Here is a 14,290-nt window from a genome sequence, read left to right on the forward strand (position 1 = left end):
CATCTCTTGATAGCAGTCAACCACCAGTGAGCAGGATGGAAGTTATGAACAGAACGATCGGATTGGCGCACTTGTCGGCGCTGCATTTGAGCCCGCCGGAGCTGGTGGACGCAGCGGCAGCTGCGGGCTATACCTCTGTCGGGATCCGGGTTCACCCGGCCACCCGCGGTGAAGCACCGTACCCCATGACTGCCGGTTCGTTCATGTCAGCGCAGACACTTGAACGCCTGGCCGCCACGGGACTCGCCGTACGCGACGTTGAGGTCTTTACCCTGGACGGACACCGCGGACGCAATGAATGGGAACCGGTACTGGAGGCCGGCGCAGCCCTCGGCGCGAGCGTTCTTAATGTGATCGGTGGTGATCCGGACCGCGCCCGCCTGACGGACAGCCTTGCGGCGCTGGTTGACGATGCCAGGAAGTACGGAATCCGCCCGTCCATTGAACCGATCTCGTACCAGCCCCTTGACTCCATCCCGGCCGCCGGCCTGCTTGTCGGGCAGACCGGCTGCGGAATCATGCTGGACGCGCTCCATTTCGTGCGCGCAGGCGGCCTCATCGCCGAGCTGATAGCCCTGCCGGCAGGGGCGGTGACCGTCATCCAGCTCTGTGACGGCCCGGCCGAGACCCCGGCACTGCCTGTCCCGCACCGCATGCCGCTGGGACAGGACGTGAACGGATCCGCCCGGCAGATCGAGTCGCGGGCGAAAAGGCTGGCCCCCGGGGAGGGTGTCTTCCCGCTGCGGGAAATCCTGGCGGCCCTTCCCGGCACACCGGTCAGCGTCGAGGTCCCTGACGTCTGGGCCGTCGAGGCCGCCGGCACAGATGCCCACCTCAAGCACCTCCACACCGCAGCCGGGACTCTGATCGGCTCACCTTTGAAGACTGAAATGGAGACAACCTCATGAGCGAACTCACCGAAATCACAACACCGGCGGCTGCCGCAGGCAGCCCCCAGGGGCCCCGGACCGCCAGTGCCGAGATCTATTGGCCCGGGCGTTTCGCCGATCAGGTCATCCTGGTCACCGGCGCGGCCGGCGGGCTCGGATCCGACACCGCGGACCGGCTCGCACGCGAAGGCGCCACTGTCGTCTGCACCGACGTCGCCGACGGCGGGCTGGGCGACGGAAGCAGCCCGACAAACTGCATGGCACTGAACGTCACAGAAAGGGCCGATTGGGACCGCACCGTCCAGACAGTTCTGCAGCGGTATGGCCGGATCGACGGGGCGCTGTTCGCCCACGGAATCCAGGGCCCCGAGGTCCCGGTGACCGAAATGCCCGCCGACGGATGGGCCAGAACCCTGAGCGTGAACCTGGACGGCTGCCTGCACGGCCTGGCCAGTATCCTCCCGGTCCTCACACAACAGGGATACGGCCGGGTGGCTATCTTGTCCTCAATTTCCGCCCGTGAGGGAAACCCGCACCAGGCCGCCTACTCGGCATCCAAGGCCGGGCTCGTGGCCCTGGTCAAAACGGCCGCGAAAGAGGTTGCGCCTTATGGTGTCACGGTCAACTCCATCGCACCGTCGATGATGAAGACCCGGCTCCTTCACGACCTCAGCCCGGAACGGAACGCCCAGCTGCTCGCCAAGGTACCCATGGGCAGGATCGGACTCCCCGAGGAATTCTCCGCCCTGGCCACATGGCTGCTCTCAACGGAAGCAAGCTACGTGACCGGTCAGACACTCGACCTGAGCGGCGGCCGCAATACCGCTTAAGTCAGTACTGCCGCTGTCGGGGCCGCCGTCGTCCCCCGTATTTCCAGCCTGACCGGAAATACGGGCTTCCGCGTCTGGCTGGGAGGCTCGCCCTCGATTCTCCCGGCCAGACGGTCCACCGCCTCGTACGACATCTCCGCAATGGGCTGGTGCACGGTGGTCAGGTTCACAAAAGCCCAGCGGGATGGCCCGGAATCATCAAATCCGACGATCGACAGCTCCTCCGGGACACTGATCCCCAGTTGCGCTGCGGCATCGAGGGCAGCAAACGCAAAAGCGTCCGTCGCGCAGAACAGAGCCGTCGGACGGTCCTCCGTCTCCAGCAGCTTACGGGCGGCCCGGACGCCGTCCTCGTGTGTCAAACGGAGGTGCTGAATCCAGTCCTCGCGTACTGCGATGCCGCGGCTCTCCATGGCAGCGCGGACACCGTCCTCGCGGTCACGGCCATTGGACCGGTCCCGCAGGGTCGACAGTACCCCGATTTTCGTGTGTCCCAGATCCCGCAAATGGGAAATCACCAGCTCACCGGCGCCCCTGTCATCCGCCAGGACCGCTTCAACATCGACGTTGACATCATCACGGCTCAGCAGCACCACCGGAGTGCCACGGTCAAGAACCCGCCGGACCGCGGCAGATCCTTCCCGCGCCGACACGAAGATCATCCCGTCAACCGTCGCACGGTCGAGCACATCAACAGCCTCAGGATCCGGCGAAATATCCGGGTCCCGGATCAACACCATCCGGTAACCACGCTCCAGCAGCCGATTCTGCAACGACTCCACAATGACCGGGTAAATCGGGCTCGTCAGATCCGCAACCACAACCCCCACCGCATGCGTCCGCCGCGTGACCATCATGCGGGCCGCCGCATCCGGCACGTACCCCAGTTCTCTGGCCCCGGACAAAACCCGCTCCTTGGTAGAAGGCGCCACAGCCGGATCCCCCCGCAAAGCACGTGAAACCGTCGACTGCGACAATCCCAGGTGCCGGGCCACATCAACACTGGTTACCATCCAACCATCGTATTTCACCAAAACCCCAGCTCAGCAGCACCGCACTGCAGCTCCAGTACCGACCATGAGGCAGGCGCCGCTGGTCGAGAGGACCGCCGGCACCGTTCAGCGCCTTCCACCTCGTCATCGGAATCAGCTAGAACCGCAACCCGGGCTGTGAAAAAGCCGCCATTGCGAACTAACAGTCACACCCTGATGTTTACTCCCAGGTTCAATACCGGGTCGGCGGCCAGCGCGTTTTCTATGCTAGGGCAGGGTCGCATTGGTCAGGGCTGCGGGGGAAGTGCGCGGTACGCCACCGGGCATGTTGGCTACGCAGTAGTGGCGGATGCCTTCAACTTCGAAGATCAGGGATTCGTAGGCTGTGGGACGTGAATACATCTGGCTGGACCCGCCGAGCGACACTGTCATCGTGAAGTTCTCTTCCCAGCCCGATCCGCTGGACGGCCTGCTTTCCATTGCCGAGACATCACTGTTCCTCGACGTCTCTCGAGCGAGGGCGGAATGAGGCCAGTCTAAAAACGGAGGCGAATCTATACCCTATGACCGCGGGTAGAGGACGGACATGAAATGGGTCATTTCCGCGAGGCAGTCAGCGATGGCAGGGGCGGCAAAATGCAGGGGGCTCCACGCACCGTAGATAGTGAAGAGGAGATCCTTCCCGTCGTTGGCGATGGGCTTGGCCAGAAGCCCGAAGCGCGGGTCGTCGGAGAGCACACCAACACCCCTTCCAGCGGCAGCAAGCGCCTGAATCACCTCCGCAGACCTCCTCTCATATGCCGTGGTATAGGTCAGCTGGCTGCCTGCGACGGCGTCATCAAAGAGTCGGCGGACCCAGAAGTCCCTGGTCATGGTGATGAGCGGCCACTTTACGAGGTCTGTCAAGGGGACCCGGTCCAGTTCTGCCATTGGGTGGCCGGGCGCGCATTGCGCCCAAAGGTAGAACTGGCCCACCACCACAGACGCCAGTTCCGGTGGCGGCGGTCGCGTACCCAGCGCGAAGTCCGCGTCTCCTGACGCCAACTCTCCGTATACTGTGGCCGGCGTCGCTTCGATGACGTCGGTCAGTGGATTGGTGGGTCCCTGCGAGGCGATGTATGGGGCAATAATGTCCGAGATGGTGGCCGGAGCGGCAGCAACCCGTAGAGAGCTGGCTGCCCCGGAAGCCATGGTGCGTGCCGCGCTTTTGGCTTGCTCGGCCCTTGTCACCAGATCGCGGGCAATCCGTGCGAACGCCCGGCCGGCGGCGGTCAGCACGAGCCTCTTGCCGACACGGTCAAAGAGGATCAGGCCCAATTCATCTTCGAGGAGCCGCAACTGCCGCGACAGAGAGGGTTGGGCAACCAGCAGCTTTTCAGAGGCCTTGCTAATCGATCCTTCATCGAGGATGGCGATGAAGTAGGTGAGGCGTCGCAGTTCCATATAGCCTCCAGGCATATTTAACGGTCGAAATAGGTATTTTACAGCTATATGCACTCGCTCTTACGCTGAAGAGATCGAATTTCCCACCCCACCCGATCTGAGGAGATCCAATGGCGCTTACTCCTACACGGCGGACAGTCCTATCAGCAGCACTGGCCACCACCTGCGTCGTCGCCATGACGGCCTGCACTACCGCACCAAAAGCGGACAACGCCCCGAAGGTTTTTTCCGTCGCAGCCTCCGCCGCTATCACCACTTGGGACCCGGTCCGTTCTTTCTCAACCGAAGCTCTCTATATGGGCAACATCTACGAGCCACTGATCTGGAAGAACCCCGCCGGTTCCCCCGACGAATTTTCCCCCGCTATCGCCGAATCTTGGTCAGCCAGCGCAGACGGGAAGACCTGGACTTTCAATATCCGCCAAGGAGCAACGTTCCACGACGGCGAGCCTGTCAACGCCGCTGCGGTCAAAGCGAGCATCGAAGCGGCCATGGAGCGGGCAGCAGCATCGTTTATATGGGCTCCGGTGCAATCCTTGGAGACGCCCGACGAGCATACTGTTGTCATCCATCTCAAGAATGCCGCACCGTTGGATCTCGTCGCCGCATCCACCTACGGTGCATGGATAGTGTCACCCAAGGCGCTCGAAGCGTCGAAAGCTGACGAAAAGTACTTCGAGGCCGGCAAGGATGCCGGCACCGGTCCCTACACCATCGACTCCTACGCGCCGGGTTCGAAGGTGGTGCTCAAGAAGTTTGACAAGCACTGGAACAAGGAAGCGCCCGTCCACTATGACATTGTCGATGTCGCCATCACCCCGGACTCTGTGACGGCGCAACAAATGCTCGTGGCAAAAGAAGTCGACTACGCGACCAACGTCCCGCTGGAGAACGTCAATACCATCAAAGAGCAGGGTTTTACCGTCAACGAGTCCAAGTCGCCTTTCAACTTCCTGGCCATGTTCAACACAACCCGGGCTCCATTGAATGATCCCAAAGTGCGCCAGGCACTCAGCTACGCAATCCCGTACGAGGAGATCATCGACGTGGGCGGCCAAGGCTACGGCAGTCAGGCGCACGGTCCAGTGCCAGACGGAATCTACCCGTTCGATGAGTCCGTTCCGCAGTACACCCAAGACCTCGCCAAGGCCAAGCAGCTCCTCGCCGAGGCAGGACACGGCGACGGTCTTCACCTTAAGCTCACCTATTCTTCCGAGAACCCCGCAGAGGTGCGCTTTGTGCCGTTGATCAAGGACGCCTTCGCGCGGATCGGCGTTGATCTGGAGGTCAAATCGGAATTGTTCAACCAACAGTGGAAGAACGCAAAATCCGATCCCGCCAGCGCACAGGATATTTTCGTCCTGTACTACTGGCCCACTTACAGCGACGCCGGCAGCGATAACATGGTCTCCCTCTTCCGCTCCAGTGAGAAACCGTCCTTCAACCTCAGTTACTGGAAAAACGCGGAGTACGACCTGCTCGTAGATGAGGCCGTCACGCTCGCAGGTGCAGATCGGCAGGGCGCCCAGCGCTTGTATAGCCAGGCTTTGAATATGCTCCACGATCAGGCTCCTGCCGCTTTCCTCTACGACGCCAAGGCCATCTCCGTGGTCCCTGAAGGCCTGCAGGCTGCGCCCTTTAACGAGAACTATCCGTTCACGGTGTTCTTCGCGGGGATGAAGCCCCGTTCATAGCCGACGGCGGGTGCGGCGCTGCCGCTGCACCCGCGCGCTTTACTCCCGACAACCATGAAATGTGGTGAAACATGCTGCGATTCGCAGCCAAACGTGTGCTCGGCTCAATTCTGGTCCTACTCGTTTTGACCGCACTCGTCTTCATCCTCTCCCGCCTGGTGCCCAACGATCCGGCGGTGATCTACGCCGGTCCTAAGGCACCCCCGGAGGAGTTGGAACGAATCCGGGCAGAACTTGGCTTCAACCGCCCCCTCTGGGAACAGTATTTCGTCTATCTGAAGGACCTCTTCATGGGCAACTGGGGCACCTCCCTGGCCACGAAGCGTCCAGTCTTGGACGAACTCCTCAGCCGGCTGCCGTCCACACTGGAGTTGCTTATGGCCGCTATGGTCGTCGCGTTCGTGGGCGGCATCACCCTCGGCGTCTGGGCCACTAAGAAGCCCGGCCGGATCGTCGACGGACTCGTCCGGTTCCTCGCCATTGGAGGAATCTCCATGCCTGCCTTCTGGCTTGGCCTGCTCCTACAGCTCGTCTTCGTCGGTGGCCTGGGTATCTTGCCAGCCACTGGGCAGTTCAGCCGGGATCTGGAATACACCTCCCCTACAACGGCGGTGACGGGCTTCCCGCTGCTGGACAGCCTTCTCACCGGAAACTTCGTGGCCCTAAACGACGGGCTCCTCCACCTCATCCTGCCGACACTTACGCTTGCCGCCTACCCTCTAGGGCTCATCGCCCGCATGACGCGCTCGTCAATGTTGGAGGTCCTGAACCAGGACTACATCTTCACAGCAAAGGCCTACGACTTGCGGCAGCGCAGCATTCACTGGCGGCTCGCCCTGCGCAACGCCTTGCCACCGGTCCTGACAGTGGGCGGCATGGCGGCTGCCTACACCCTCACGGCGACGTTCTTCGTCGAGCTTGTCTTCAACTGGCCGGGCATCGGCCAGTTCGCCAGCTCCTCGATGCTCGCCGTGGACTACCCGGCCATCATGGCCATAACCCTGCTAGGGGCCGTCGGCTACCTGATCGCGAATCTGGCCGTGGACATCCTCCAGGCCAACATCGACCCAAGGGTGGCTCTCTCATGAACAATCCCCTTCAGCACCACAGCGACGCGAAGGTGCGTCGGCCCCAAGAGGAAGTGGCAGCCGCTGGTGGGCTGCCCACCGCGGCCCTCCTGGGAATCGAAGGAACGACGGCGGTGGGCAGCGCACCGGAAACCGCGCCACTGGTCGCAGCTGACGGGCTGCCCGCCTCACGCACTGGTGTACCTGCAGGACTCCGGCACATTCTCACCGTCCTCAGCCGCGATCGAATGGCGGCGATCGGTGCCCTCATCGTGCTCGGATTCGCCTTGATGGCGCTTTTCGCGCCATGGCTGGCGCCCTTCCCCGAGCAGGGGATGGGGGCCACCGACTCGGCGAACCGCAACATAGGCCCCAGCGTGCAGCACTGGCTGGGAACTGACCAGTTGGGACGAGACGTCCTCAGCCGGGTCATCTTAGGCACCCAACCCGCGTTCGCCGTCTCCCTTTTCGTCGTCGCAGTAGCTGCACTTATCGGAATCCCCCTCGGAGCCATCGCGGGCTATCGGGGCGGGAGGGTGGACGCGTTTCTGATGCGGGTGACGGAGATATTTCAAGCATTCCCGCCGTTGCTCCTGGCCATGGTCACCGTTGCCATCCTCGGCCCCAGCCTTGTCAATGCCGGCATCGCCCTGGCAATCAGCTGGTGGCCTTGGTACGCACGGCTTGTTCGGGCGGAGGCGCTCTCCCTGAGGGAACGCCCTTATGTGGAGGCCGCCAAAGCCATTGGAGTCCATCCCCTTCGAATCCTGCTCCAGCATGTGCTCAGGAACTGCACCGGCCCCATTCTCGTACAGGCCACGGTTGATATCGGCAGCGTCATTTTGGCGGCCGGCTCCCTGGCCTTCCTCGGTCTGGGTACCCAGCCGCCCCTGCCGGACTGGGGGCTCATGGTCACCGAAGGCCGGGGCGTGATCTTTACTTCCTGGTGGATTTCCGTCTTCCCCGGTCTGGCGATCTTCCTCGCCGTGCTCGGCTTCAACCTGCTCGGCGATTCCCTTCGCGACCTCCTCGACCCCCGACAGGTGAAGAGATGACAGAACTGCTCAAAGTAAGAGACCTCACTGTCGAGGTCACAGACCGCGGCACGGTGACCAATCGGCCTGTCCGCGGTATCGACCTGGACTTGACTGAAGGCGAGATCCTCGGACTCGTCGGCGAGACTGGTTGCGGCAAGTCCCTGACCGGGCTGGCGATCCTAGGGCACCTCCCCCAGGGCGTGGTGCGCTCCGGTGACGTATCGATAGCCTCTTCTCCGGACGGGGGTGATGCCGTCGCGATCGTCTTCCAGAACCCCGGAACCGCTTTCAACCCAGTCTTCACGATCGGAAGCCAGCTCACAGAAGTGCTGACCCGACACCGGCCGCAGTCGAAGGCGCAGGCCCGAGCCGAGGTCCTACACCACCTCGATCAGGTGGGCTTGCCGGATCCGCTCCGCGTGTATGGGGCCTACCCGCACGAGTTGTCCGGCGGCATGCTCCAGAGGTCCATGATTGCCATGGCCCTCCTGCGCCGGCCACGGCTTCTCATTCTGGACGAGCCGACAACCGCGTTGGATGTGACCGTGGCGAAGCAGATCCTTGATCTCGTGGGTCGCCTCCGCACGGAGTTTGGCTTCGCTGTCCTCCTCATCAGCCACAACCTCGGGGTCATTCGGGATACGTGCGACCGCGTAGCCGTCCTTTATGCCGGCCGGGTAATCGAGACCGGCCTGGTCGTGGATGTCTTGACCACGCCCCGGCACCCATACACCCGGGGCCTCATAGGCGCACTGCCCGCAGGCAAGCCACGAGGAGAACGCCTTGCCGCAGTTGGTGGCACAGTCCCCGGCAACCTTCTCAAGGTGCAGGGATGTGCCTTCGCCAACCGCTGCCCGTTCGTCTTGGAGAAGTGCCTCGCCACCGACCCAACACTCGAATCCACCTCTGCGGGCCACTCCGCCGCCTGCCTTCGAAAGGACGAGCTATGAGCGAGCTGCTCCGTGTAGAGAACGTCACGAAAGTCTTCTCGGGTCACGGGCGAACACAGATCAGGGCTGTCGACGGGGTGTCCTTCTCCGTCTCCGCCGGCTCAGTATTTGGGTTGGTCGGGGAATCCGGCTCAGGCAAAAGCACTCTGGTCCGCTGCGCCATGCAACTAATCCACCCGACCAGTGGCGGGGTGGTCTTCGACGGACGCGACCTATGCATGGCGTCCGAGCGCGAGCTGCGGTCGATCCGCGCCCGGATAGGGTTCGTTTTGCAAAATCCCGTGGCCGCATTAAACCCGCGCCTAACCATCGGCGCGTCTATTGCCGAGCCGCTCAATTCCCATACGAAGCTCAGCCGGCAGGCGGTCAAAAGCCGTGTCCACGAACTGCTTCACGACGTAGGGCTTGGAGAAGCCCACTACGACCGCTACCCGCACCAGATTTCCGGCGGGCAGTGCCAGCGCGTCGGTGTCGCGCGCGCCCTGGCCATGAGTCCCAAACTCGTGGTGCTCGACGAACCGACCAGCGCCCTCGATGTCTCAGTACAGGCACAGATCCTGAATCTGTTGCAGGACCTTAGGCAGCGCCAGAACCTGACCTACCTGATCATCTCCCACGATCTCGACGTGATCAGGTACCTCAGCGACGATGTCGCAGTGATGAAACAGGGGGAAGTCATCGAGGCTGGCCCAGCCGATCAAGTCTTCGACAACCCGACACACCCATACACGCAGGGCCTTATCGCCGCAACGCCTGGGCACTCCTCTGCTTCGCGCCTTAACCCGTAACCCGGCCGCAGCAACCACCGACAGAAAGCAGTACACCCGTGCCCACACAGATTTCCACGAAAGTTAGCCGGTACCCCCTGGAGAACTTCGACCAGCCCGTGACTCTGGACAACTGGCAGCAGACCCCGTACAGCCGCTGGGGCTTTTCCCATGTGAACGAACTCGTGACCACCGCCGCTATCCTTCGCAGCAGGCACCCCCGGCCGTGGCTACACAGGGACCTTGCGCTCACCTCGTACCAGGCGTGGCAGGAAGTCGAGGACTTTCTCGAAGAAACCCACACCGACGGCTTCGCCGTCCTCCACCGAGGCGAGATCGTGTATGAGCGCTACACCGCGATGGGCCTTCATGACAGGCACGTGCTGATGTCGGTTTCGAAGTCCATCTGTGCCCTTGTCATCGGCATTCTGGTCGGCAAGGGCTTGATCGACCCCGAGCAGCCCGTCCGGGAGTATGTGCCCGCACTGGCCGGCGCGGGCTACGGCGACGCAACCGTCCGGCACGTCCTCGACATGACCGCAAGTGTCAGGTACAGCGAGAATTACGCCGACCCCGACTCGGAGGTCCGCCAGCAGGACCGGATCGCCGGCTGGGCTTCACCGCGGCACGACGATCCCGCTGATAACTACGAGTTCCTGGCCTCCCTGGACGCCGCAGGGCAGCACGGACAGGCATTCCTATACTGCTCTGCCGGGACAGACGTGCTGGCCTGGGTCGCCGAGAACGTAACAGGCCTCCGATACGCGGACATCATCGCAACGGAGCTCTGGTCCCGCCTCGGCACAGAGGACGACGCCTTTATTACGACTGATCGGTCAGGCTTCGCCTTCGCCAACGGAGGCATCGGCTGCACAACCAGGGACCTGCTTCGAGTCGGTGCCCTCCTGCTTGATGGCGGACGTGCAGGCGGCCGACAGGTAGTGCCCCAGGACTGGATTGAGGACATCCTTCGCGGTGGAGACCCTATCCTGGCCCGCGGCAGCGCCTACCAGCAGGCGCATCCGCAGGGCAGCTACCGGAGCCAGTTCTGGGTGCCGGGCGACGACCGTGGAACCGTCTACGCCGTAGGAATCCACGGGCAGTTTGTGTGGGTCGACCCCCCGAGCAGAACTGTGATCGTTAAGTTCTCCTCATGCCCGGACGCCACCTCTGTGGCCCATAATCTCCGACACGCGGCTGGCTTCCGACGGGTAATCGAGCTCCTCGATAATTGAGCACCAGAGGCCCTCTCAAGAGCCGCGCGGCGACTGCTTTATGCGTTGGACGAGATCCGTTCGGGGAAACGTCCCAGCCGTCAACATGGCTGAGTACGCATTTGCAATGAGGACGTCCCTTGATGATGAGAAATCTCCCCGCCGACGCGCCGAAGGACACACCGGCCCGCAATAAGGACGCCCCTTGGAATAGCCCCGGTTGCCCTTTCGGAGACAGAATACTGTTTTTACTGTTATAGCCCCGAGACGGATTAGCTTCTGTCGACCCGAATACAGATCGGGCCGCTTATCGTGTCTCCGCCGACCCCGAGGGTCGGCACTTCTGCGAGCAAAGCGGACCTCTTCCTAGAAAGAATAACTATGCGGCTCACCCTGGACGTCAATTGCTCGGCTGCTTCTGAATTGGCGGCGATCCTAGATAACGCGCTGACTCTCACCGAAAACATAGCAGCGCTGCAAGGGAGACATGGGGTCCTCCTCACACGTCAGGAGTACCAACGATTTACCGTGGAAGTCAGCGCCGAAGTCCCGTTTGGAATCACCGTTGAGAGAGACCAGTGGTCTGTCTCTTCTGCTTCAAGGTTGCCCAATGTGTGAGCCACTTGATGCGGAGCGCCCGATTAGTCCTGAGGAATGGATCCACCTCAGGCCCGGGGATCAAGTGCTTGTGCAGCGAGAAGGTGAATTTCCGAACGTGGGCACAATCGACGCCATCACTGATGATGGAAGGATATTTTGGGTGCAGCTTCATCACGGCCGCGGACGAGTCTTAGTACACGAAAGTGACACTACGAAGGTGCAGTGGCTTCACAGGCATCAAAGCAACGACCATGAGGAACTGATTTGTCCGGGATGTGCATCTGTCGGAACCTGAGTGCTTGATCCAAGCTAAGGGGAAACAGTCATTTGCTTTGGATTGACTCAATCGCTCCACCCCCAGGATGCCGGAAAGTGTTCCGGATCAAGTGCACGTTATGCCGACGTCGGCGTAATATCCACCTGATCCGCGCCTCGATGCGGTTCATAAGCTATCAGGACCGGAAGAAGGTCGCAGCGGCTCTCAGGCCGATTTACACCGCCCCGACCGCCGACGCCGCGCAGGACGAACTCGATGCCTTCGAAGCCTCCGAACTCGGACGGAAATACCCCGCAACGGTGCGGACCTGGCGCAATGGCTGGGAGAAGTTCACCCCGTTCCTGGCGTTCCCGCCGCCGGTGCGACGGATCATCTACACGACCAACGCCATCGAGTCGCTCAACTACCAGCTGCGGAAGATCATCAAGAACCGCGGACACTTCCCCAACGACCAGGCCGCCGTGAAACTGCTGTGGCTGGCCATCTGCAACATCGAAGACAAACGCGCCAAGGAACGGTCCAAACTGGATTCAAGGACCCGCAGCAACCGTAAGAGTGTTGAGAAACTCGTTGAAGGAACCTTCACGCAAGGCTGGAGTGAAGCCCTTGGCGTCCTCGTTCTGAACTATCCCGACCGGCTCGGACCTTACCTGAACCGATGAGCCAGCACCTCACTTACACAAAGAACTTGACAGGCTCTCAGCCTTCATACAGGGCCTCTTCCTGGTTCGCTTTTGGTGCGCTTAGACACCGTCATCAAACCCCAGGGAGAGGCCCCCACCGATTAAGACGCGGTCGGTTCAGTAAGGAAGTGGGCAGATCTCATGGCCACCGGCGGGCAGTTTTACTGGCCGTCAGCGGGCAATTTCGTGGCCGCTAACACTCATCTTTTACGACCCCATCCACAACGATGACATCCAAAACCCGGGTCAAAGCAGGATTCTTCAGGCAAACGCCGAACGTCCCTCGGCATCGGAACGCCACAAGAAGCCCGACGGCACAAGACACGCAAGCCGCACGGCTTCCATCGAAGCACTAGCCCGCGACCTGGCGATGCTCTTCCTGCGAGAACGACCATAGTCACACCCCACAGCCGTCATCGAACATACCGAACTCGCCCCTCGCAAAGCACTCCGGCCCACGCCTAACACAATAGATTCCAGACGAACCCCCGCAGGATTCGACGGCGTCATGCCGCCCCGCTCCCCCACGTCCATGAACCACCAGAAGCAACTTCGCTGTTTGTCATTCTGATCGTCCATCATCGCTGGGCGGGTCCTCCGCGCAACCAGGGCGCTATACGCCGGGCTCGATCCAAAGTTTCGTTCGGCGCTCCCCTGTCGCTTATATCCTCTCGAAACTTTCAACCCCTCCCGGTTCCCCAAGTTGCACTCCGGACCCTCAAACCCAGCGGTGACTCCGTGTATCAGAACGACGCCGAAATCTGACAGACACATCCGGTGCCGGCCAGTCGCTGAAGGAGAAGGAACATGGAACCGCTCACCATCAAAACCCCTGCCGACGTGCTCAGTTTCGTTGGGCACACCCTCGGGTTCTGGCCGCACGAAAGCCTCGTCTGCATCACCCTGGACGCCAACCGCGTGGGGGCTACACTCAGAGTTGACCTCCCCAACCGCGAGGGCGGACTCAGGTACGCACGCACAGTGGCCGACTACCTCGCCCACGACGCCAGCGCCGCAAGCGTGCTCTTCGCCGTGTACACCTCCGAACCCCAGAAACCCGGACAGCCCAAACCACACGCAGCAACCATCGCAGCACTAACATGTGCACTGGCCGAACGCGGAATGACCATCCGAGACGGACTCCTCGTCGGAGACAACACCGTTTCCCCATACGACGGTGACCCCCACGACGGACCGACACAGCCGCTGAAGGCGACCCAGTCCAGCCAGATCAACGCCGAATTCGTCTACCGCGGCAGCACCATCGCACCGACCAATCACATCACCCTGCCGGCACCGACGAAAGAAGGCCGCACAGCGGACGCCGTCGACGACCGCGTGAAAACAATTCACAGGATGAACGCGGGCGAGGCGCTCGAGCAAGCCAGGACGCTCTGGGACGGCATGCTGGACGCGATCTCCTACCCCAACGACGATCAGACCATCAGCCTGATTGCCAACTTCCAGGCCCCCGCCATCCGCGACCAGCTCATGGCCGACATCCCCGGAATCGACGAACCGATGGACCGGGTTCTCCTGGCCCAAACACACGGCGGGCCACAGTGGTCCCGGGTCGAATGGGCACAGCAGCTGCTGCTCCACGCGTACACCCACAGCAGCACCAAACACTCGGCCCCCATCCTCACCGCCATCGCCTTCGTCAACTGGTGGGAAGGCCGCGGCAGCAAAGCCCACCAGTTCCTGCAACTCGCCCTCGAAGCAGACCCCGCCTACCGTTTGGCCAGGCTCAGCGACCTCATGATCGGCTCCGGAATGGTCGCCGGCTGGAACATGGACAAAGACCGGGCCTTCCGGCCCTGGGGCCTCGAAGCGTCCTGACCCGCTG

At 62.0% G+C, this 14,290-nt stretch carries 11 protein-coding genes and 2 pseudogenes; 10 read left to right on the forward strand and 3 right to left on the reverse strand.

Annotated elements, in window-relative coordinates:
- Positions 1-44: 44 nt before the first annotated feature.
- Both AB0N24_RS22875 and AB0N24_RS22880 read left to right on the forward strand, forming a co-directional pair.
- Positions 45-908 carry a sugar phosphate isomerase/epimerase gene (locus AB0N24_RS22875; RefSeq protein ID WP_364129484.1) on the forward strand — a complete coding sequence of 288 codons (864 nt, stop codon included), beginning with the start codon at positions 45-47 and terminating at the stop codon, positions 906-908.
- Positions 905-1,720 carry an SDR family NAD(P)-dependent oxidoreductase gene (locus tag AB0N24_RS22880; RefSeq protein WP_364129488.1) on the forward strand — a complete coding sequence of 272 codons (816 nt, stop codon included), beginning with the start codon at positions 905-907 and terminating at the stop codon, positions 1,718-1,720. Before AB0N24_RS22875 ends, AB0N24_RS22880 begins: the two co-directional genes overlap by 4 nt.
- On the opposite strand, the gene AB0N24_RS22885 is transcribed toward AB0N24_RS22880, so the two are convergent.
- From AB0N24_RS22885 to AB0N24_RS22895, 3 genes and pseudogenes are all read right to left on the reverse strand, one after another.
- The gene (locus AB0N24_RS22885) at positions 1,717-2,733 is read right to left on the reverse strand and encodes a LacI family DNA-binding transcriptional regulator (RefSeq protein WP_364129490.1); all 1,017 of its coding nucleotides are present in this window, start codon (positions 2,731-2,733) and stop codon (positions 1,717-1,719) included. The genes AB0N24_RS22880 and AB0N24_RS22885 overlap by 4 nt on opposite strands.
- 185 nt (positions 2,734-2,918) lie before the next feature.
- Positions 2,919-3,108: pseudogene (locus tag AB0N24_RS22890) on the reverse strand (alanine dehydrogenase); the annotation flags it as partial.
- A 165-nt stretch (positions 3,109-3,273) separates the two neighbouring features.
- Entirely contained in the window at positions 3,274-4,155 is an 882-nt protein-coding gene (locus AB0N24_RS22895; RefSeq protein ID WP_364129492.1) for a LysR family transcriptional regulator, read from the reverse strand.
- Positions 4,156-4,451: 296 nt separating this feature from the next.
- Here AB0N24_RS22895 and AB0N24_RS22900 point away from each other — a divergent pair, with 296 nt between their 5' ends.
- From AB0N24_RS22900 to AB0N24_RS22935, 8 genes and pseudogenes are all read left to right on the forward strand, one after another.
- Complete coding sequence (locus AB0N24_RS22900) at positions 4,452-5,849, forward strand: ABC transporter substrate-binding protein (protein ID WP_364129495.1); 1,398 nt, start codon at positions 4,452-4,454, stop codon at positions 5,847-5,849.
- A 71-nt stretch (positions 5,850-5,920) separates the two neighbouring features.
- A complete protein-coding gene (locus AB0N24_RS22905; RefSeq protein ID WP_364129498.1) occupies positions 5,921-6,937 on the forward strand; it encodes an ABC transporter permease in 1,017 nt (338 codons plus the stop codon).
- Positions 6,934-7,971 carry an ABC transporter permease gene (locus tag AB0N24_RS22910; protein ID WP_364129501.1) on the forward strand — a complete coding sequence of 346 codons (1,038 nt, stop codon included), beginning with the start codon at positions 6,934-6,936 and terminating at the stop codon, positions 7,969-7,971. Before AB0N24_RS22905 ends, AB0N24_RS22910 begins: the two co-directional genes overlap by 4 nt.
- Positions 7,968-8,903, forward strand: a complete 936-nt coding sequence (locus AB0N24_RS22915) for an ABC transporter ATP-binding protein (protein ID WP_364129503.1) — start codon at positions 7,968-7,970, stop codon at positions 8,901-8,903. The genes AB0N24_RS22910 and AB0N24_RS22915 overlap by 4 nt, the downstream gene beginning before the upstream one ends.
- On the forward strand, positions 8,900-9,691 hold the full coding sequence (locus tag AB0N24_RS22920) for an ATP-binding cassette domain-containing protein (RefSeq protein ID WP_364129506.1): 792 nt from the start codon (positions 8,900-8,902) through the stop codon (positions 9,689-9,691). The genes AB0N24_RS22915 and AB0N24_RS22920 overlap by 4 nt, the downstream gene beginning before the upstream one ends.
- A 38-nt stretch (positions 9,692-9,729) precedes the next feature.
- Positions 9,730-10,905, forward strand: a complete 1,176-nt coding sequence (locus AB0N24_RS22925; protein ID WP_364129509.1) for a serine hydrolase — start codon at positions 9,730-9,732, stop codon at positions 10,903-10,905.
- A gap of 993 nt (positions 10,906-11,898) precedes the next feature.
- Positions 11,899-12,423: pseudogene (locus AB0N24_RS22930) on the forward strand (transposase); the annotation flags it as partial.
- Positions 12,424-13,251: 828 nt separating this feature from the next.
- Positions 13,252-14,283: a DUF4192 domain-containing protein gene (locus AB0N24_RS22935; protein ID WP_364129511.1), complete on the forward strand. Its 1,032-nt coding sequence runs from the start codon at positions 13,252-13,254 to the stop codon at positions 14,281-14,283.
- Positions 14,284-14,290: the final 7 nt, after the last annotated feature.

Origin of the sequence: Arthrobacter sp. NPDC093128 (assembly GCF_040683875.1) — a bacterium.
In the GTDB taxonomy this organism is placed as follows: domain Bacteria; phylum Actinomycetota; class Actinomycetes; order Actinomycetales; family Micrococcaceae; genus Arthrobacter.